At 52.4% G+C, this 20,618-nt stretch carries 17 protein-coding genes and 1 other RNA gene; 7 read left to right on the top strand and 11 right to left on the bottom strand.

Annotated features, from left to right (window positions below; genetic code table 11):
• Window positions 1–2: 2 nt before the first annotated feature.
• Complete coding sequence (locus tag MUG06_RS14600) at window positions 3–1,748, bottom strand: dihydroxyacetone kinase family protein (RefSeq protein WP_243079031.1); 1,746 nt, start codon at window positions 1,746–1,748, stop codon at window positions 3–5.
• Window positions 1,732–3,081 carry an MFS transporter gene (locus tag MUG06_RS14595; RefSeq protein WP_243079030.1) on the bottom strand — a complete coding sequence of 450 codons (1,350 nt, stop codon included), beginning with the start codon at window positions 3,079–3,081 and terminating at the stop codon, window positions 1,732–1,734. The genes MUG06_RS14600 and MUG06_RS14595 overlap by 17 nt, the downstream gene beginning before the upstream one ends.
• A gap of 432 nt (window positions 3,082–3,513) precedes the next feature.
• Here MUG06_RS14595 and rpiB point away from each other — a divergent pair, with 432 nt between their 5' ends.
• Both rpiB and tal read left to right on the top strand, forming a co-directional pair.
• Entirely contained in the window at window positions 3,514–3,972 is a 459-nt protein-coding gene (rpiB, locus tag MUG06_RS14590) for a ribose 5-phosphate isomerase B (protein ID WP_215845689.1), read from the top strand.
• 159 nt (window positions 3,973–4,131) lie between these two features.
• On the top strand, window positions 4,132–5,082 hold the full coding sequence (gene tal / locus MUG06_RS14585; RefSeq protein ID WP_243079100.1) for a transaldolase: 951 nt from the start codon (window positions 4,132–4,134) through the stop codon (window positions 5,080–5,082).
• Window positions 5,083–5,173: 91 nt separating this feature from the next.
• Here the strand turns inward: tal and MUG06_RS14580 are convergent, their stop codons facing one another.
• Window positions 5,174–5,827: a hemolysin III family protein gene (locus MUG06_RS14580; RefSeq protein ID WP_215845688.1), complete on the bottom strand. Its 654-nt coding sequence runs from the start codon at window positions 5,825–5,827 to the stop codon at window positions 5,174–5,176.
• Between the two features lie 301 nt (window positions 5,828–6,128).
• Between MUG06_RS14580 and MUG06_RS14575 the strand changes: the two genes are divergently transcribed.
• Window positions 6,129–6,848, top strand: coding sequence for a MurR/RpiR family transcriptional regulator (locus tag MUG06_RS14575; protein ID WP_215845687.1), 720 nt, complete (start codon window positions 6,129–6,131; stop codon window positions 6,846–6,848).
• Between the two features lie 124 nt (window positions 6,849–6,972).
• Window positions 6,973–8,412: a 6-phospho-beta-glucosidase gene (locus MUG06_RS14570; protein ID WP_243079029.1), complete on the top strand. Its 1,440-nt coding sequence runs from the start codon at window positions 6,973–6,975 to the stop codon at window positions 8,410–8,412.
• A gap of 65 nt (window positions 8,413–8,477) precedes the next feature.
• Here MUG06_RS14570 and MUG06_RS14565 read toward each other — a convergent pair whose 3' ends face one another.
• From MUG06_RS14565 to MUG06_RS14530, 8 genes are all read right to left on the bottom strand, one after another.
• Window positions 8,478–9,221 carry an SDR family oxidoreductase gene (locus MUG06_RS14565; protein ID WP_243079028.1) on the bottom strand — a complete coding sequence of 248 codons (744 nt, stop codon included), beginning with the start codon at window positions 9,219–9,221 and terminating at the stop codon, window positions 8,478–8,480.
• Between the two features lie 517 nt (window positions 9,222–9,738).
• Window positions 9,739–12,612 carry an aminomethyl-transferring glycine dehydrogenase gene (gene gcvP, locus MUG06_RS14560; protein WP_215845684.1) on the bottom strand — a complete coding sequence of 958 codons (2,874 nt, stop codon included), beginning with the start codon at window positions 12,610–12,612 and terminating at the stop codon, window positions 9,739–9,741.
• A 78-nt stretch (window positions 12,613–12,690) separates the two neighbouring features.
• Window positions 12,691–13,077 carry a glycine cleavage system protein GcvH gene (gene gcvH / locus MUG06_RS14555; RefSeq protein WP_215845683.1) on the bottom strand — a complete coding sequence of 129 codons (387 nt, stop codon included), beginning with the start codon at window positions 13,075–13,077 and terminating at the stop codon, window positions 12,691–12,693.
• 22 nt (window positions 13,078–13,099) lie between these two features.
• Window positions 13,100–14,197: a glycine cleavage system aminomethyltransferase GcvT gene (gcvT, locus tag MUG06_RS14550; protein ID WP_243079027.1), complete on the bottom strand. Its 1,098-nt coding sequence runs from the start codon at window positions 14,195–14,197 to the stop codon at window positions 13,100–13,102.
• A gap of 438 nt (window positions 14,198–14,635) precedes the next feature.
• Window positions 14,636–15,838: an FAD-dependent 2-octaprenylphenol hydroxylase gene (gene ubiI, locus MUG06_RS14545; RefSeq protein WP_243079026.1), complete on the bottom strand. Its 1,203-nt coding sequence runs from the start codon at window positions 15,836–15,838 to the stop codon at window positions 14,636–14,638.
• A 14-nt stretch (window positions 15,839–15,852) separates the two neighbouring features.
• The gene (gene ubiH / locus MUG06_RS14540) at window positions 15,853–17,031 is read right to left on the bottom strand and encodes a 2-octaprenyl-6-methoxyphenyl hydroxylase (protein WP_243079025.1); all 1,179 of its coding nucleotides are present in this window, start codon (window positions 17,029–17,031) and stop codon (window positions 15,853–15,855) included.
• Window positions 17,028–18,350 carry a Xaa-Pro aminopeptidase gene (pepP, locus tag MUG06_RS14535; protein WP_243079024.1) on the bottom strand — a complete coding sequence of 441 codons (1,323 nt, stop codon included), beginning with the start codon at window positions 18,348–18,350 and terminating at the stop codon, window positions 17,028–17,030. The genes ubiH and pepP overlap by 4 nt, the downstream gene beginning before the upstream one ends.
• Window positions 18,351–18,460: 110 nt before the next feature.
• Window positions 18,461–19,039, bottom strand: a complete 579-nt coding sequence (locus tag MUG06_RS14530; protein ID WP_215845679.1) for a YecA family protein — start codon at window positions 19,037–19,039, stop codon at window positions 18,461–18,463.
• 171 nt (window positions 19,040–19,210) lie between these two features.
• Between MUG06_RS14530 and zapA the strand changes: the two genes are divergently transcribed.
• The 3 genes from zapA (at window position 19,211) to MUG06_RS14515 (ending at window position 20,448) form a co-directional block, all read left to right on the top strand.
• The gene (zapA, locus tag MUG06_RS14525) at window positions 19,211–19,540 is read left to right on the top strand and encodes a cell division protein ZapA (protein WP_215845678.1); all 330 of its coding nucleotides are present in this window, start codon (window positions 19,211–19,213) and stop codon (window positions 19,538–19,540) included.
• Window positions 19,541–19,579: 39 nt separating this feature from the next.
• Window positions 19,580–19,763: non-coding RNA, 6S RNA (gene ssrS, locus MUG06_RS14520), on the top strand.
• A gap of 91 nt (window positions 19,764–19,854) precedes the next feature.
• A complete protein-coding gene (locus MUG06_RS14515; protein WP_243079023.1) occupies window positions 19,855–20,448 on the top strand; it encodes a 5-formyltetrahydrofolate cyclo-ligase in 594 nt (197 codons plus the stop codon).
• Window positions 20,449–20,618: the final 170 nt, after the last annotated feature.

Genomic DNA, 20,618 nt, shown 5'->3' with positions numbered 1-20,618 from the left:
GCTTAAACTCCTTGATCTGCGGTCGCGTTATCGTTGAGCAGGTTTCCCACGGTGTTGACGATCATCGCTAGCGAAATGGCGCCAGCATCGGGTGTTCCTAAACTTTTTTCTGCCAGCGGACGGGCACGGCCCATCTTTGGCAATAACTGGGCGGTCGCTTGTGCGGCGTTATCCGCCACCTGCGCCGCTGTTAACCAGGCATCGGTTAATGAGGCGCCTTGCGCCACAGCGTCGTTCAGGCTGTCGGCAAACGGCACCAGCACATCGACCATGGTTTTGTCGCCCACTTTGGCTTTACCAAAGTGCATAATGCCTTCTTGCGCGTGACGTACCCCGCTGGCAACACGCTGCGCATCAGGCTGATGTTGATCGCCCAATGCCGTGCCCAGCGCGGTCAGCGCAACGCCCCATAATGCTCCCGAGGTGCCGCCCGCTTTATCTGCCCAGGCATCGGCCGCACGACACAGCAGCGTTCCCGCGCCTGCGCCACGCGCCGCCACTTCACGGGCTTTTTCTACCGCGCCTAATACGCCGCGCTCCATACCAATACCGTGATCGCCATCGCCAGCCACTGCATCAATATCACCCAATTTCTCGGCGTTGGCTTGCAGCATCTGCGCCACGGCTTCCAGCAGTTGCAGCACGCGCTGTGCGCTCTCCTGCGATTCTGCGCTCGCCTGCGGTAACGTTTCCTCTGTCTGCTCTACGCATTCCGCTGGACTTAGCGCTTCAGCAACGATCACGCTGCCTTTGCGATAGGCTGGAGCATTAGCGGGTGCGCACCAGAAGGTTTCCAGCTCCTGGTCAAGCCACATCAGAGTTAATGATGCGCCTGCCATATTGAAACTGGTAACGAACTCGCCGACATCAGGCTCAACGACGTGTAACTTCGCGGCATCCAGCAACTGCGCGACGCGACGGTAAACCACAAACAGCTCTTCGTATTTCACCGTACCTAGCCCATTGAGGATCACCGCGACCCGCTGACCTTCTACCGTATTGATGCCTTGCGGCAGCTCGCTCAGCAAGCGATCAACGAAAATCTCAGCCAGCTCGTCGGCGGTCGGCACGTCGGTTTCTTTGATGCCCGGCTCGCCGTGAATGCCAAGTCCTAACGCCATGCGCCCTTTTTCCACTTCAAACAGTGGATGAGACGCGCCAGGTAAGGTACAGCCTGAAAACGCGACGCCAAAAGAACGCGTGCGGTCATTGGCGTGGCGTGAAACGTTGAGCACGCGGGCTAAATCGTAGCCCGCTTCCGCGGCGGCGCAGGCCACTTTAAACACGGTGAGATCGCCCGCTACGCCACGACGTTTTTCAATTTCATCAACGCTGGCGCTGGAGATATCATCAGTTACCGCCAGCACTTCGCAGGGAATGCCTTCGCTGCGTAGACGCTCGCAAGCCTGACCAAAATGCAGCACATCGCCCGCATAGTTACCAAACATCAGCAGCACGCCGCCACCGTTATCTGCGGCGCGCGCTACGTTGTAGATTTGCTGCGCGGAAGGCGAGGCAAACAGATTGCCCATCGCCGCACCGTGCGCCAGACCTTGTCCGACTAATCCGGCGAAGGCGGGATAATGACCTGAACCACCACCGACAATCACCGCGACGCTGCCCGCCTGGCTGCGTGTACTGCGTACGACGCCGCCAGGTACCTGCCGCACTTTGTCTGCATTCGCGGCGACAAATCCTTCGATAAGTTCGGAAGCAAAGGCTGAAGGTTGGTTAAACAGGTAGGTCATTGTTCGTGCTCCTGGCTAAAGGGGTCGGCTGAATCTGGCGGCGGCGGTTCAACAACAGCATCAGCACGGCTGACAGCAGCATGAATCCACCCACCACAAACATCGGGATGGTGTAACTGTTGGTCGCATCGTGTAGCGCACCGGTGATGTAACCTGCCGAGAATCCCGCCACGTTGCCCAGCGTGTTGATCAAGGCAATCGCCGCGGCGGCAGAGGCGCCGGTCAGAAACTGCGTCGGCAAAGTCCAGAAGTTAGGTAAGGCAGCGAAAATCGAGCTGGCGGTAATCGCAATCACCAAAATGGTGGTGAACGGTGAATCCATATAAAGCGCCAGCGGCACGCTAATTGCGCCGGTTAACGCCGGGATAGCGATGTGCCAGGTTTTGCAACCACGACGCGAAGCATCTCGTGACCAGAAGAACATCACCACCGCAGCAACCAGATAAGGCACGCCAGTAATCATTCCTTTTTGCATCACGTTAAAAGTGGTGCCGAACTGCTGCTGGAAGCCGCCGATGATGGTTGGCAAGAAGAACGCCAGCGCATACAAACCGTAAATGAAGCCGAAGTAGATCAGGCACAGCATCCATACGCGACCGTTGCCCATCACCGTGCGCACACTCTGATGACTTTTCTGCTGTTTCGCGTTGTTTTCCGCTTCCAATTCTTTGGTCAGCCAGGTTTTCTCTTCACTGGTCAACCATTTCGCCTGACGCGGTGAATCCACTAGCCAGAACAGCGCCACGAAACCAATCAGAATGGCCGGGATGGAGACGCCCAGGAACATCACACGCCAGCCTTCCAGTCCAAACAAACCATGTTGCTCAATAAAGGCTGCCGCCAGCGGCGCACCGAACACCACGGTCAACGGTTGGGCGAGATAGAACAGCGACAGAATTTTGCTGCGATGGCGTGCTGGAACCCACATGCTCAGGTAAAGAATCGCACCCGGGAAGAAGCCCGCTTCAGCGATACCCAGCAGCAAACGCAGGCCGTACAACCCTTGCACACTGCTCACCCAGGTAAACAGCAGCGAGACGATACCCCAGCTGATCATAATGCGCGCCAGCCAGCGGCGTGCGCCAAAGCGATGTAGCGCCAAATTACTCGGCACTTCTAACAGGATGTAGCCAATAAAGAACACGCCTGAAGCCAAACCAAACTGCACCGCAGTCAGGCCGAGATCCTGGGTCATGCCGTTCGGGCCGGCGAAGGAGATTGCGGTACGGTCCAGGAAGTTAATAAAGAACATCAAGGCGACAAACGGAACCAGTCGCCAGGAGATTTTACGAATGGCGGATTGTTCAATCGCCGTCATGGTTGTCTGGGTCATGACGCACCTCCGATACGGGCGCGATAAGAGAAAGTTGGTGTTGGCAATACGCAGTACGCATTGTCGATGCAGGTGCATTGAGTAGGGTTTGGGTAACGCATGTTCGAGTCCTCGATGGGTCTTCTTGTACATTGGTAACACTGCGCGAACAAATGAACACTACACGTATAATTGCTCATCACTCAAGCGCACTTCCCAAAACTGTGAACCCGTTCAAATGATTTGAAATAGGTCAATTTTCAGATTCACGTCACCATTTCAGCCGCAGGGCAGGCGTAGCATGGCGTGGAGTAAAGGGGGTGATCAGAAAAATCGGCCAAAAACAAATGAACGCATATTGAACATATGAACAAGTTTGTGGCAGGCTAGTGATGAACATCTTTTAGCCTGCATCTGATGCAGGTTGAACCGCGTAACCTGCTGGAGAAAACGATGAAAACAATCGCTATTGGCGCTGATGATGCGGCCATTGAACTGAAGAATTTGATCAAACGTCATTTAGAAGAGAAGCAGTACGACGTGCTGGATTACAGCAACGATGCGCAAAACGATCGCCCAATGTACCCGGATGTCGCTTTTGCGTTGGCTAATGCCGTTAAAGAGGGCAAACACGATCGTGGGATCCTGCTGTGCGGAACCGGTATCGGCGTGGCTATCGTTGCGAACAAAGTGCCGGGCGTGCGTGCTGCGCAATGCCATGACACTTTCTCTGCTGAACGTGCACGTAAAAGTAACAATGCACAGATCATGACCATGGGTGCGCGCGTTATTGGTTCAGAGCTGGCGAAAAATATCGTCAACGCCTGGATGGCGTCAGAGTTTGAAGGTGGCGGTTCAACCGCTAAAGTCGAAAAAATCGAGTATTACGAACAGGCGTGCCAGAGCAAATAAGCACCCTTTTCTCACCCGGCGAAACCCGATATTTACCTGCGGTTTCGCCTGATTCAGGCGTCTTCAGCTCTCGCTCATTCCATTGCGACATCGCTTTCGCAGGGATAAGTGCGCGCGTCTTTCTGTGGCCGCCCTGTTCTCTCGTTACGGAGTAAAATGATGAACCAGCTAGAGGCGTTAAAACAGTACACCACCGTGGTCGCGGACAGCGGCGATATCGAGTCGATTCGGCATTATCATCCGCAGGATGCCACCACGAATCCGTCGTTGATCCTTAAAGCCGCCAGCCTTGAAGGCTATAAGCACCTAATTGACGACGCAATTGATTACGCCAAAACCCAAGGCGGCAGCAAGCAAACGCAAATTATCAATGCCAGCGATCGCGTAGCGGTGAATCTGGGACTGGAAATTTTGAAAAGCGTACCGGGCCGCGTCTCGACGGAAGTGGATGCTCGTCTCTCCTTTGATCGCGGCATGTGCGTGACCAAGGCTGAAAAGTTGGTGCGCATGTATGAAGATCAGGGTATTAGTCGCGCGCGAATTTTGATCAAACTGGCCGCAACCTGGGAAGGCATTCGCGCCGCCGAAGAGCTGGAACGCAACGGTATTCAGTGTAATTTAACGCTGCTGTTTTCCTTTGCTCAGGCACGCGCCTGCGCCGAAGCGGGCGTTTTTCTGATTTCGCCTTTTGTTGGCCGCATCTACGACTTCTATCAGAGCCGCGAGCCGCAAAGCGTTTATGACGCTGAAAACGATCCTGGCGTGGTATCCGTGCGTAACATTTATCAGTATTACAAATCCCATCGCTACAATACGGTTATCATGGGCGCCAGCTTCCGTAAAATCGAACAGATTCTGGCGCTGGCGGGCTGCGATCGCCTGACGCTGTCGCCTAATTTACTGCAAGAACTTGAAGCCAGTGATGCGCCACTTGAACGTAAACTTACGCCATCAACTGCGGTACTGAATCCACCTTCGCCGCTAACAGAGGCGGCTTTTCGCTGGGAACATAATCAGGATGCAATGGCGGTAGAAAAGCTGGCAGAAGGGATCCGTCAGTTCGCAGTGGATCAACAGAAGCTGGAAGATCTGCTGGCCGCGAAGCTTTGATCTGCATTTACGGGCTTTAGGTTTTAATCGATCTGTTTGATGCTCAGATAAGAGGCGGGAGTGGCTCCCGCCTTTCTTGTTGGCTAAAAAGTTACATTACGTAGAAGTAGATTGCGCAGAAATGACACACGCTGCCGCCCAACACAAAGCCGTGCCAGATGGCGTGGTTATAAGGAATGCGGCGCGACACGTAAAAAATCACGCCCAGCGAATAAATAATGCCACCTGCGGCCAGTAGCCAAATCCCGCCGGACGAGAGTTTCATCGCCAGTTGATAAATCACAACCAGCGACAGCCAACCCATACTCATGTAAGTCACTAGCGACAGCACCTTGAAGCGATGCGCGATGGTCAGTTTAAAAATAATGCCGGCCAGCGCCAGGCCCCAAATCACGACCATCAATCCATGCGCCAGCGGCGATTTCAAACCCACCAACAGGAATGGCGTGTAGGTTCCAGCGATCAGCAGGTAAATGGCGCAGTGATCGAGCTTTTTTAGCCAAGGCTTGGCACGTTTATGGGGAATTGCGTGATAAAGCGTTGAGGCGAGAAACAGCAAAATCATGCTGCCGCCATACAAGCTGTAGCTGGTGATTGCGGTGGCATCTGCGCCCATATCAATCGCCTGATTGAGCAGTAACACCAGCCCTACAATACCGAACAAGCAGCCCAAACCATGACTGATGCTGTTGGCAATTTCCTCTGCCAATGAATAACCCGGTAGCAATACGCGGTTTTCGGTCATAAAAAAGGGAGCCCTCAAAGGTATATACCCTCATTAATTCGCGTTGCAGGCAGTCGGCAAGGGAGCCAGTCCCGAGAACTTATTGGGGTAAGTGACCGGGCCGAGCAAGCGTAGCCAACGCATCTGCAGCTGGAAGTATGACAGGTAGAGTGATTGCAAATATCTGCGCACCAGAGTAACCGGGAACGATTTCAGTGTACACTTGTACGCTAAAATTAATCTGTGAACCGTTGTAACCATCCACACGCTGACTGAATCTGATAAACTGCCTGCCGGTTCACTGCACAATGAGCACTTTCTGATGTTCTCGCACCGCGATCTAGCCAGTCTCAATGACCTCGAAATGCAGGTTTACCAATTCATCATCAAACACCGTGAAAGCGTCAGCTATATGACGATTCGCGAGCTGGCGGAACAGGCCGAGGTGTCTACCACCACTGTTTTACGTTTTTGCCGCAAGATGCATTGTGACGGCTGGTCAGAATTTCGCATTCGCCTGCGTCTGGCAGATGAAAAAACTCAGCCACTGATGAACACCTCCGGCGTGAATGAGATGCTGAGCTTTTTCAAAAGTATTAATAACGCAGAGTTTGAGCAGTTAATTAGTCAGGCCGCGCAGATGATTAATCAGGCTGAGCATATATTTTTTATTGGCGTAGGAACCTCCGGGAGCTTAGCTAAATATGCTGCGCGTTTTTTCTCTAACGTCGGGAAATTCAGCCACGCCATCGACGATCCTTATTATCCGGTTAGCCCAAGTCTGAATGAAAATGCGGTGGCGATTATTTTGTCGGTATCAGGCGAAACGGAAGAGATCCTGCGACTGGCCAGCCAGTTCAGCCAGCATCAGTGCAAAACGCTCTCTATTACCAATAATGAAAGCTGTTCGCTGGCAAAAATCAGCGACTTTAATCTCTCTTATCACGTGCCTCTTATTCGCATGGCAGATAATTTTGATATCACCACTCAAGTGCCGGTTATCTATATTCTGGAAGCGATTGGTCGGCAGCTTAATAAATAAAACATCCTGTTTTTTAGCTGTAACAGATTACCATTCTAACACGTTGTTATATCGTGACTTTAAAGAGTGCTTTGCTACACTCAGGCCAATTTATTTTATCTCTGTCTGATATTGAGGGCTAAACATGAGTGAAGCATTACAGTTACCAAAAGGATTTCTTTGGGGCGGCGCGGTCGCGGCACATCAGGTTGAAGGCGGCTGGGATCAGGATGGCAAAGGCGTCAGTATTTGTGACGTACTGACCGGCGGCTCACACGGCGTGAATCGCGTGATCACCGACGGCGTGCAGCCCGGCAATTTTTACCCCAATCATCAGGCAGTCGATTTTTATTCTCACTACAAACAGGACATCGCGCTGTTTGCTGAAATGGGCTTCAAATGCTTCCGCACCTCCATTGCCTGGACCCGCATCTTCCCGAATGGCGATGAACAGCAACCCAACGAAGCGGGCCTGCAATTTTATGACGACCTTTTCGATGAACTGCTGAAATATGGCATCGAACCGGTGATTACCCTTTCCCACTTCGAAATGCCCTATCATTTGGTGAAAGAGTATGGCGGCTGGCACAACCGCAAAGTGGTCGACTTTTTTGTACGCTTCAGTGAAGTGGTATTAGAGCGATACAAAAATAAAGTGAAGTACTGGATGACTTTCAACGAGATCAATAACCAGCGTAACTGGCAATATCCCCTGTTTGGTTACTGCTGCTCAGGCGTGATCTTTACTGACCATGAGAAGCCGGAACAGGCGATGTATCAAGTGATGCACCACCAGTTTGTTGCCAGCGCGAAAGTAGTGAAGTTAGGCCATGACATCAACCCAGACTTCCAGATTGGCTGCATGATTGCGATGGTGCCGGTTTATCCTTTCTCCTGTCATCCTGATGATGTGGTAATGGCGCAGGAAGCAATGCATCAACGTTATGTCTTCAGCGATGTGCAGATGCGCGGTTATTATCCCGCCTATGCGCTGAAAGAGTGGGCACGCAAAGGCTACGAGATTCAAATGGAAGCCGACGATGCTGAAACTCTGCGTAACGGCTGTGCTGACTACGTTGGCTTCAGCTATTACATGAGCAACGCGGTGAAAACCGACGCCCGCGGCGTTGATGACCCGATTACCGGTTTTGAAGGCGTGGTGAAAAACCCACACGTTAAAGCGTCCGATTGGGGCTGGCAGATTGATCCAGTGGGTTTGCGTTACGCGTTAAACGAACTCTACGAGCGCTATCAGAAGCCGCTGTTTATCGTGGAAAATGGCTTTGGCGCCATTGATAAACCAAACGCGCAAGGCGTGATCGAAGATGACTACCGCATCGACTATTTGCGCGCGCACATCGAAGAGATGAAAAAAGCGGTGACGCACGACGGCGTTGATTTAATGGGCTATACGCCGTGGGGCTGCCTGGATTGCGTCTCTTTCACCACCGGCCAGTATGATAAGCGTTACGGCTTTATTCACGTGAATAAAAACGACGATGGCAGCGGTGATTTTTCACGCTCGAAGAAGAAAAGCTTTAACTGGTATCAACAAGTGATTACCAGCAACGGTGAAGTTCTTTAACGCAGAAAATTAGAACGATTGCTTAAAGCGAAAACGCCGCAGCTTATCTCTGCGGCGTTGTTGTCTTAGCGACCGCCTGCAGCATCAATAAAGCTTCCGGTGATGTAGGAAGCGGCATCGCTGGCTAACCAGACTATCGCTTCAGCAATCTCTTCCGCCTGACCGCCGCGCCCGATTGGAAGTGCACTGCCTAGCCGATCAACTCGGCCCGGTTCACCCCCATCAGCATGCATTTCAGTGTAAATCAGTCCTGGCCGAACCGCGTTTACCCGAATGCCCTGCTGCGCAACTTCCAGCGATAGCCCTTTTGTTAGCGTGTCCATTGCGCCTTTTGAGGCTGCGTAATCGACATATTCATTCGGCGCCCCCAACCGTGATGCCGCAGAAGAGACATTGACGATGGCTCCTCCTTTTCCGCCATGATGGGTTCCCATACGTTTTACCGCTTCACGACAGCAGAGAAAGGTGCCTGTGACATTGGTAGCAAACACCTGTTGAATACGTGCCGCATCGAGTTGTTCCACGCGACACTGCTTGAACAGAATACCGGCATTGTTAACCAACACGGTTAACGGCGCGTCTTGTTCATCCAGCCGTTCAAACATCGCCATCAACTGATCTTCATTGCCGATATCAGCTTGTACCGCAAAAGCGTCGCCGCCCTGCTGCTGAATTTCTTCCACCACACGTAACGCTTCCGCTTCACGCTGACGATAATTGACCGCCACCCGATAGCCTTTTGCTGCCAGCATTAACGCTGTCGCGCGACCAATACCTCGACTGGCACCTGTGACTAATGCAAGTTCCATTATTGCCTCCATAAAAAAGGACCGAAGATTCGGTCCTTAAATTAAAGGAAATCACGCCTTTTACCCTAAATAATTCATAGCCAGTACATCTGCTGCACTAAGAATGGCGAGTAAATCTTGTTCATTAACACAATATTTACCCTAAATAATTCGCGTTGCAGGAAGGCGGCAAGTGAATTCATCCCCGGGAGCTTACATAAGTAAGTGACCGGGGTGAGCTAACGCAGCCAACGCATCTGCAGCGTCATGTATGACGGGCTTACCCTAAATAATTCGCGTTGCAGGAAGGCGGCAAGTGAGTTCATCCCCGGGAGCTTACATAAGTAAGTGACCGGGGTGAGCTAACGCAGCTAACGCATCTGCAGCGTTATGTATGACGGGCTTACCCTAAATAATTCGCGTTGCAGGAAGGCGGCAAGTGAGTTCATCCCCGGGAGCTTACATAAGTAAGTGACCGGGGTGAGCTAACGCAGCCAACGCATCTGCAGCGCGAAGTATGACGGGTAGGACGGGTAAATTATTGGTACTCGCTCATCGGTACACAGGAACAGAACAAATTACGATCCCCAAACACATCATCCAGACGTTTTACCGTCGGCCAGTATTTGTTGTGATTACCTGCCGGGAATACCGCCAGTTCGCGGCTGTACGGATGCGCCCATTCGCCAACAATTTCCATCTGGGTGTGCGGCGCGTTGACCAACGGGTTATCTTCCGCAGGCCATTCGCCGTCGGCTACGCGATCAATTTCCATGCGAATTGACAGCATCGCGTCGATAAAGCGATCCAACTCCACTTTGCCTTCAGACTCGGTTGGCTCAACCATCAGCGTACCGGCAACCGGGAAGGACATAGTTGGAGCATGGAAGCCGTAGTCGATTAGACGCTTAGCGATGTCCAGCTCGCTGATGCCGGTTTGCTCTTTCAGCGGACGAATGTCGAGAATACATTCATGCGCCACGCGACCATCACGGCCGGTGTAGAGAATCGGATAAGCGGATTGCAAACGGCTGGCGATGTAGTTGGCATTCAGAATCGCGACAGAACTCGCCTGCTTCAGACCTTCAGCGCCCATCATGCGGATATACATCCAGCTGATTGGCAGAATTGAAGCGCTACCAAACGGGGCAGCGGATACTGCGCCCTGCTGTGTCAGTACGCCGTCAATTTGTACTACGCTGTGGCCCGGCACAAACGGTGCTAAATGCGCTTTCACGCCGATCGGTCCCATGCCTGGGCCGCCGCCGCCGTGTGGAATGCAGAAGGTTTTGTGCAGGTTCAGGTGCGAAACATCCGCGCCGATGTAACCTGGCGTGGTGATGCCGACCTGAGCGTTCATGTTTGCGCCATCAAGGTAAACCTGACCGCCGTACTGATGAACGATCTGGCACACTTCACGAATGGTTTCTTCATACACACCGTGCGTTGACGGATAAGTCACCATGATGCAGGAAAGTTTATCGCCAGCCTGCGCGGCTTTCTCGCGCAAATCGCCCAGATCAATGTTGCCCTGCTTATCACACGCCACCACCACCACGTCCATGCCTGCCATCTGCGCAGAAGCGGGGTTAGTACCGTGTGCTGAACTTGGGATTAGGCAAAGGTGGCGATCGCCTTCGTTGCGACTTTCGTGATAACGGCGAATTGCCAATAAACCCGCGTATTCGCCCTGGGCGCCAGAGTTCGGCTGCATGCACAGTGCGTCGTAACCGGTAAGTTGCACCAACCACTGCGACAGTTGACCAATCATCTGCAGATAACCGGTTGCCTGCTCAGCCGGGCAGAATGGATGAAGTTCAGCAAACTCAGGCCAGGTAATAGGGATCATTTCCGCTGCGGCGTTGAGTTTCATGGTGCAGGAACCTAGTGGAATCATCGCCTGGTTCAGCGCCAGATCCTTTTTCTCCAGGCTGTGCATGTAACGCATCATCTCAGTTTCGCTGTGATGACGGTTGAAGACCTGATGGGTCAGGATTTCACTTTGACGTTGCAGACCTGCCGGGATTGACTGGCTGTCTGCGGCGACTTCACCGTCGAGCTTATCGATATCTTGATTGTGCGTATCACCTAACAGAATGGCGAACAGCGCGCTGATGTCTTCACGACAGGTGGTTTCATCCAATGTGATGCCAACAGCATTATGAATGTCGCTGCGCAGGTTAACGCCAAAGCTGACAGCACGACTCAGCACCGCTGCTTTGTCCGCGACTTCAACGGTTAACGTGTCAAACCAGTGATGATGACGCAGCTTCAAGCCACCATTTTGCAGGCCCGCAGCCAGAATATTGGTGAAACGGTGAATACGCGAAGCGATGCGCTTCAAGCCGACCGGACCATGGAACACCGCATAAAGGCCCGCGATATTGGCCAGCAGCACCTGCGAAGTACAGATGTTGGAGTTAGCTTTCTCACGGCGAATATGTTGCTCGCGGGTTTGCATCGCCATACGCAGCGCAGTATTGCCTGCAGCATCACGAGAAACCCCGATAATGCGGCCTGGCATAGAACGCTTGTGCTCATCACGGCTGGCGAAGAAAGCGGCGTGTGGCCCGCCGTAGCCCATCGGAACACCGAAACGCTGCGCAGAACCGAAAACGATATCTGCACCCTGCTTGCCTGGCGCTTCTAACATCACCAGTGACATAAAGTCGGCGGCGACACTGACAATTACTTTGTGCGCTTTCAGCTCGGTAATCAGTTTGCTGTAGTCATGCGCTTCGCCAGTTGTGCCCACGTGTTGGAGCAATACACCAAACAGATCGTCGTGATCCAACGCTTTATCGGCGCGATCGATGATCAATTCGAAACCAAAGGTTTCTGCACGGGTACGTACGACATCCAGAGTTTGCGGATGAATATCATCGGCAATAAAGAATTTGTTCGCGGTTTTCAGCTTACTGATGCGCTTTGCCATCGCCATGGCTTCGGCAGCAGCGGTGGCTTCATCGAGTAATGATGCAGAGGCGATATCCATACCGGTCAGATCGATCGTTACCTGCTGAAAGTTCAGCAACGCTTCAAGGCGACCTTGTGAAACTTCAGGCTGATAAGGCGTGTATGCCGTGTACCAGCCTGGATTTTCCAGCATGTTACGCAAAATAACGGGCGGTGTGATGACCGCGCTGTATCCCATGCCGATCCAGGATTTGTAACGCAGATTCTGGCTGGCAATAGCTTTCAGCTCCGCCAGCGCCTGCTGCTCAGTAGCGGCTTCACCTACAGCTGGTGGCCCCGGGAGTTGGATATCCGCAGGAACGATGGAGCCGATTAACGCCTCCAGCGAACTGGCGCCGATAGCGTCAAGCATCACCGCTTGTTGCTCAGGTGAAGGACCGATATGGCGCTCAATGAATGCACCGTTATGTTCAAGCTGGCTGAGAGTCTGGGTCATTAGCAGTAAATCCTGAATCGGGCTGGGGAACTGAAAGTGCAAAAATAATGGCGGCCTCTGCATGAGGCCGCTCAACGATTACTCGTCGATGGACGCTTTATAAGCATCAGCATCCAGCATCGAGTCGAGCTCTGACTCATCGCTGGCTTTGATTTGGAACAGCCAACCACCTTCATAAGGATCGCTGTTAACCGTTTCAGGCGAATCGCCCAAGGCTTCGTTGACGGCAACAATTTCACCGCTGATTGGCGCGTAGATATCGGAAGCGGCTTTAACAGATTCCGCTACCGCGCACTCTTCACCTGCGCTAAACGTTGCGCCAACTTCTGGCAAATCAACGAAAACCATGTCGCCAAGTAACTCTTGTGCGTGCTCTGTAATGCCAACGGTATAAGAACCATCAGCGTTTTTACGCACCCACTCGTGGCTATCACGGTACTTCAACTCACTTGGCACATTGCTCATCGCCATTTCTCCTGAATAAAATTTATTGTGCGACCGGTTTACCGGCGCGGACAAAAATGGGTTTGGTTACCTTTACCGGCATTTCGCGGTTACGAATTTCTACCACTGCGCTGTCGCCTACGCCAGCCGGAACGCGGGCAAGGGCGACGCTGTAACCCAAAGTGGGAGAAAAGGAACCACTGGTAATAATGCCTTGTTGTGGCTGACCTTGTTCATCAGTAAAGCGAACGGTTAAGCCGTTACGCAGCACCCCTTTTTCAGTCATGACCAGACCCACCAGTTTTTCAGTGCCCTGCTTACGCTGCGACTCCAGCGCTTCGCGACCGATGAACTGACGATCGCTGGGTTCCCAACTCACCGTCCAACCCATGTTGGCCGCCAGCGGAGAGACACCTTCGTCCATTTCCTGACCGTAGAGATTCATCCCCGCTTCCAGACGCAGCGTATCGCGCGCGCCCAAACCAGCAGGTTTAACGCCAGCGGCGACTAAACGCTGCCAGAAATCTGCTGCTTCGCCTGCAGGCAGTGCAATTTCATAGCCCGCTTCGCCGGTATAACCGGTCGTCGCGATAAATAAGTCGCCCGCCTGCACACCGAAGAATGGCTTCATGCCTTCTACCGCTTGACGCTGCTCGGCGCTGAACAGCGTCTGCGCTTTTTGCTGCGCCTGTGGCCCCTGAACAGCAATCAGCGCTAAATCGTCACGCTCGGTCAGCGAAATTCCGTAGCCCTCCGCATGTTCAGCGATCCAGGCGAGATCTTTCTCACGCGTCGCGGAGTTCACCACTAAACGGAAAAACTCTTCGGTCATAAAGTAAACAATTAAATCGTCAATAACGCCACCCGATGCGTTCAGCATCCCGGTGTAAAGCGCTTTGCCAGGTTGGGTCAGTTTCGCGACATCATTGGCCAACAGATAGCGGAGGAATTCACGCGTGCGTGGGCCTTTAAGGTCGACAATAGTCATATGGGAGACATCAAACATGCCCGCATCATTACGCACGGCATGATGTTCATCCATCTGAGAGCCGTAATGCAGCGGCATCATCCAGCCATGAAAATCCACCATGCGGGCACCGCAGGTTTGATGCTGTTCAAACAAAGGGGTTTGCTGAGTCATAACCATCCTGTGCAAAAGCGAGTGAGGTTCAACGTGCGTCAAATTTAGCGCCGACGCAAACGTTCTCTTTGGGTTGACGTTACCACCGAATGTGGCGTTTAACCATAAGCAGAACGAGGTCGAAACGAGGCACCTAGCGTAGCGAACTTTTTATTGTGTCAGGATAAAAAACCACAATTTTGTGATTTATCACGCATTAAATGCAGTTGTGGAGTTTATATGCAGTAAATTTATGCGTAATGACTCGCAGGATGTTAAAAAATCACTTTGGCGAAAAAGCTTTTGGATAAATAAAAGTAATGCGAACAAGCGCGCAAAATTAGAATAAATCAAACGAGGCACAATCGCGGTGCGGGCCTGCCTTTTTATGGTGCAATGCCTTTTTAGGCATAAAAAAAGCCAGCAAAATGCTGGCTTCATAAACAATGGGATAAGGAATTAACGTAGCCAGTCCGGCATATCGTTCAGGCCCATCGCCTGCTTTAACATCATTGGTTTCACACCTGGTAACGTGTCTGCCAGTTTCAGGCCAACGTCACGTAGCAGCTTTTTCGCTGGGTTATTACCCGCGAACAGTTCACGAAAGCCCTGCATGCTCGCCAGCATCAGCGCCGCGCTGTGTTTGCGACTGCGCTCGTAACGGCGCAAATAGAGGTGCTGGCCGATATCTTTACCTTCCTGATGAAGGCGACGAATTTCGCCAATCAACTCTGCCGCATCCATAAAACCGAGATTTACCCCTTGGCCTGCCAACGGATGAATGGTGTGCGCGGCATCGCCGACTAACGCCAGACGGTGTGCTGCAAAGTTACGTGCATAGCGCGCCGTAAGCGGGAATGATTTGCGCTCACTTTCCAAATGACACAAGCCAAGACGCATATCGAATGCCACCGCCAGTTGCTGATTAAACAGCGCTTCAGGCATGGTTTCAAGACGGCTTGATTCTTGCGGTGACAGCGACCAGACAATGGAACAAAGATGCGGATCTTGCATAGGCAGAAACGCCAGAATGCCGTCGCTATGAAACACCTGCCGCGCGATGCCATCATGCGGCAAGTCGGTGCGAATATTGGCAACCAAAGCGTGATGATCATAATCCCAGAAGGTGACGGGGATATCGACTTTGTTGCGCAGCCACGAATTAGCACCGTCAGCGGCAATCAGCAAACGCGCGCTTACCATGCTGCCATCTTGCAGGGTGATAAAGGCTTCATTGTCACCAAAAGCGACCTGTTGCAGCTGTGAAGGTGCTATTAACGTGACATCACTGCAGACAGTGGCGCGTTGCCACAAGGCGCTGTGGATCGCCGGATTTTCAATAATATGGCCAAGATGTGACAACCCTTGGTGTTCATCGTCAAATGAGATGGAGCCAAAGCTATCCTTATCCCAGACTTCCATGCCGTGATAAGCGCTGGCGCGCAGCGACAAAATCGTCGGCCAGACATCCAGCTTTTGCAGCAAGCGTTCGCTCGCGGCGTTGATAGCCGACACGCGAATCGAAGGCAAGGCTTTGGCAGTAAATTGCGGTTCAGCCGCCTTCTCTAGCACGGCAACGCGCAGTCCACTGCCCTGCAAACCACAGGCAACGGCCAGACCTACCATGCCGCCACCGGCGATCACCACATCAAAAGTTTGCATCGCTGCCCCTTAAATTAACGCTTAACCCAGCCAAGCGTGCGCTCAGCCAGTTGATTTCGCAGCCACGGCAGATGATCCATCGCCAGTAAGCCCAGATTTCTGCCAACAATCAGCGGCGCGTGGCTATTGGCGAACAGGCGCACTAATCCATCCGTGATACCAATTGTGGTGTCGCGATCGTGCTGACGACGCTGCTGATAATGGTGTAATACCGCGTAACTGCCAGTATCCTGCTGGTGACGATGCGCCGCCGCCACAGTTTCCGCCAGTGACATCACATCACGCAGTCCAAGGTTAAAGCCCTGTCCTGCAATTGGATGCAGCGTTTGTGCTGCATTGCCCACCACCGCGACGCGATGCGTAACCTGCTGCGTCGCCTGCTGTAAGGCCAGCGGATAACATTCGCGCTGACCCGTTTGAATAAATTTACCTAAACGCCAACCGAATGCGCGCTGTAGCTGAAAAAGAAATTCGCTGTCGCTCCAGCTTTCAATCTGGCTGCGCGCAGCAAGCGGATGGCACCACACCAGTGATAGCCGATTGTTTGACATCGGTAATAACGCTAAAGGACCGTGTTCCGTAAAACGCTCGAAAGCGCGGCCCTGATGTGGAAGCTGCGTAGTGACGTTGGCAATCAACGCCAACTGATGATAATCCTCGGTTTGCCACTGAATGCCGCATGATGCAGCAAGCGCAGAACGTGAACCGTCTGCCGCCACTAATAAAGCGCTTTCCAGCTGTTCACCGTTATCCAGCGTCACCTGCACCTTATCTTGCGTGCGCGTCGCCTGCATAACGCGGGCCGGGCAACGCAAGGTCACACCAGGCGCCTTTTTCAACGCGGCAAATAAACGTTGCCCAACATCAAACAGTTCTACCACCTGCCCCAGCGCCGGAATAGCCTGCTCTTCTGCGGTCATGGAAACAAAGCCGAGATGGCCCCGATCCGAAACGTGAATGCGCGTAATCGGCGTTGCGCAGCTTTCAAGGCTGCGCCAGATATTGATATCCGCTAACTGCTGGCATGTTCCTGCGGCAAGCGCAATTGCACGTCCATCATAACCGGGATGGGCGCGACTGGCGGGTTCGATACTTTCAATCAACGTCACCGGCAGCGTGCCTTGCGTGAGATGTGAAATCGCCAGCGCCAGCGTTGCGCCGGTCATACCGCCACCCGCAATGATAATACTCATGCGCGCTGTGCCGCCGCCATCAGGGCTTCAATCGCTTCCGGGTCTTTCACTACGCTGTCGGTGAGATTTTCGTTACCGGTTTCAGTGATCACAATGTCATCTTCGATACGGATACCAATGCCGCGGTATTCGGCTGGCACGTCTGCGTCTGGCGCGATGTAGAGACCCGGTTCGATGGTTAACACCATGCCAGGTTCAAGGATACGATCGCGACTTGGGGTGCCGTAATGCCCCACGTCGTGGACATCCAATCCCATCCAATGACTCAAACCGTGCATGTAGAATTGACGATGTGCATCTTCAGCGATCAAGGCATCAACATCACCTTGCAGTACGCCCAACTCGACCAAGCCGGTGATCATGATACGCACCACTTCATCATTCACTTCGCGAATGCTGATCCCGGGACGGAACAGCGACAATGCGGTGTAGAGCGAAGCGAGTACGATGTCGTAGATTTCGCGCTGTGGCTGGCTGAATTTACCGTTTATCGGGAAGGTGCGAGTGATATCACCTGCATAACCGTGGAATTCACAGCCGGCGTCAATCAGCACTAAATCGCCGTCACGCAATTCAGATTCATTTTCGGTGTAATGCAGAATGCAGCCATTCTCGCCTGAGCCGACGATGGTGTTATAGGAAGGGAAACGTGCACCGTGGCGACTAAATTCATGAAGAATTTCGCCTTCCAGCTGATATTCAAACATCCCAGGACGGCATTTTTCCATGGCGCGGGTATGCGCCAGCGCACTGATTTTTCCTGCCCGGCGTAGGATCTCAATCTCATCCGGGCTTTTGAACAAGCGCATTTCATGCACCCAAGGACGCCAATCGGTGACCGTTGCGGGCGCACTCAAGTTCTGGCGAAAACCACGACGCAATTTTTCGAGAGCGTTAAACACCAAAGTGTCGCTTTCGGCATACTCGCCTTGTGCGTGATAAACCACGTCCAGGCCATTCAACAGCAAATGCAGCTGATCGCCGATATCGTCCCAGGGTAGCGCACGATCCACGGCCAGTTTAGCGGGGGCAGCGTCTTGCCCCAGACGGCGTCCAAACCAGACTTCAGCAGTGAGATCGCGGACACGGTTGAATAACACGCTGTGATTATGCGTTTCATTGCTTTTAATCAGCACCAACAACGCCTGCGGCTCGTTGAAACCGGTGAAATACCAAAAGTCGCTGTTCTGACGAAACGGGTATTCGGTGTCATTGCTACGCGTCACTTCCGGCGCGGCAAAAATCAATGCTGCGCTGCCGGGTGCCATCTTAGCTAACAGCGCCTGACGACGCTGCTGAAAAGTTTCCAGTGAAATCATGTCTGCACTCCCTGTTTATAAGAACGCTGTTGATAAGAACGCGGTTTACAAGCACGCTGTTAAAGAAGACGCTGTTGATATGCGCTCGTCGGCGTCCTGAAATACCTGGCTTAGTGTAGCGTTGGTTTCTGCATTTCAGGCGCAGTCGGTTGCGGTCGGGTAAAGGTGTCATGACATAGCAGTGCCGCTACACGCACATACTCAACCACCTCTTCCAGCGACTGCTCTAGCTCTTCCTGATCTTCATCTTCGTCATAACCAAGCTGCGCAATGGTGCGTAAATCATCAATCGCTTCGCCGGTTTCGCCTGTGACTTTATCAAGCTTAGGCTGCGTCACACCAAGGCCAAGCAGGAAATGATTTACCCAGCCAGCCAGCGCGTCGGCGCGGTCAAAGACCGTGATGTCATCTTCATCTGGCAACATCAGTTGAAAGAGAAAACCGTCATCTTCCAAGGCAGTGGCAATATTTTCATGCAGCGATTCCAGCGGCAGCGACAGGCTTTGCGAAAAAGCCATGCCTTCGTTGGCCAGATCGTGGACCAGCGCTTTCCAGCTCGTGTCCTGATTTCCGCCACACAGGATGCCGCTAATCAGTCCGTGCATTTCTGCCGGTGTCATGCCAACACCCTGCTGAGAGAGCGCCGCCGCTAGTGCGTTGTAATCAGGAGTTGCGTTCTGTAAGGACATAAGTTTTCATCGTCGTTGGCGGAATAAGTTCGTGTTATGCTACCACTAGCTGCCTCAAGGTTTCCAGAAAAGGGGTTGTAACTTATTTCGCGGGTCTATATAGTTGCCCGCCTCCCAAGCCATTGACTGCTAAGGGAGTTGCGGGCTAAGTAATCAGTCAGGAAGGGTGGCATGTCTGCACAACCGGTAGATTTACAAATTTTTGGTCGTTCGTTGAGAGTGAATTGTCCGCCTGAACAGCAAGATGCGCTGAATACTGCGGCTGAAGATCTCAATCAACGGTTGCAAGATTTAAAAGTTCGCACTAGAGTCACCAATACAGAACAACTGGTGTTCATCGCCGCGTTAAACGTCTGCCACGAGTTGGCACAAGAAAAAGGCAAGACGCGCGATTATGCTGCTAATATGGAACAACGTATTAGAATGTTGCAGCAGACGATTGAACAGGCATTAGTTGAGCAAGGTCGCATTACTGATCGCGAAGATGCGAAGTTCGAATAAAACTTCATGGTTGCTATGATAGAGTAACGGTGAGGTAAATTTTCTCTGAGATGTTTGCATGTGGGCCAGTCCCCTGAGCCGATATTTCAAAAAAACAGAATGTGACGCTCCGTAACCTGTGAGCATGCTCGGTCCGTCCGAGAAGCCTGATGGTTGCGACGGCATATTCACCTTGAACCAAGGGTTCAAGGGTTACAGCCTACGGCGGCATCTCGGAGATCTCTTCTTTGTAGTCCTGGTTTTCTTCCCCACGTTGCATGATTGCAATGCATGATATAGTTTGCTTCTTCAGCGGCTTATCCTGTGGGGAAACCATGTCAGAACCCTCTTTTTTACTGCGTCAGGATATTCGTCAACATGTGCGTCATTTGCGCCGTGCCTTAACCGACGATCAGCAAGAAAATGCTGCTGACCTTCTTGCCGAACATGCCATCAATCTCGCCCCCATCACTGAAGCACAAAACGTCGCCCTGTTTTTATCGGTAGATGGTGAACTCAACACGCGCCCGCTGATTGCTAAACTCTGGCAACAAAGAAAACAGGTTTGCCTGCCGGTGCTGCATCCCTTTTCACCCGGAAATCTGCTGTTTTTGCGCTACACGCCAGAGACCTCACTCACGCTCAACAAGCTGCGCATTCCTGAGCCACCACTCGATATCCGTCATCTGATTACGCTTGATCAAATTGATGTGATGATGGTGCCTCTGGTGGCGTTTGATCGTCAGGGACAACGGTTGGGCATGGGCGGCGGTTTTTATGACCGCACGTTGCAGAATTGGAAACAGCATGGTTTTTTACCGGTTGGTTTGGCGCATGATTGTCAACTGGTCGATGCGCTGCCGGTTGCGGAATGGGATGTACCGCTGCCTGCGGTGTTAACACCGTCAAAGCTCTGGCAATGGGAATAAAAAAAGAGGCGCTAAACAGCGCCTCTTACCGTATGTATATCCGCTTCTATACCCTAAATAATGGGCGTTGCAGGAAGGCGACACGTTAGCTCATTCCCAGGAGCTTACACAAGTAAGTGACCCGGGTGAGCTAACATAGCCAACGCATCTGCGGCTTGAGCTATGACGGA

Origin of the sequence: Pantoea sp. MQR6, assembly GCF_022761075.1 — a bacterium.
GTDB lineage: Bacteria > Pseudomonadota > Gammaproteobacteria > Enterobacterales > Enterobacteriaceae > Pantoea > Pantoea phytostimulans.
Note: the sequence above shows the minus strand (reverse complement) of the source record. Positions and strands in the feature narration are given on the sequence as shown.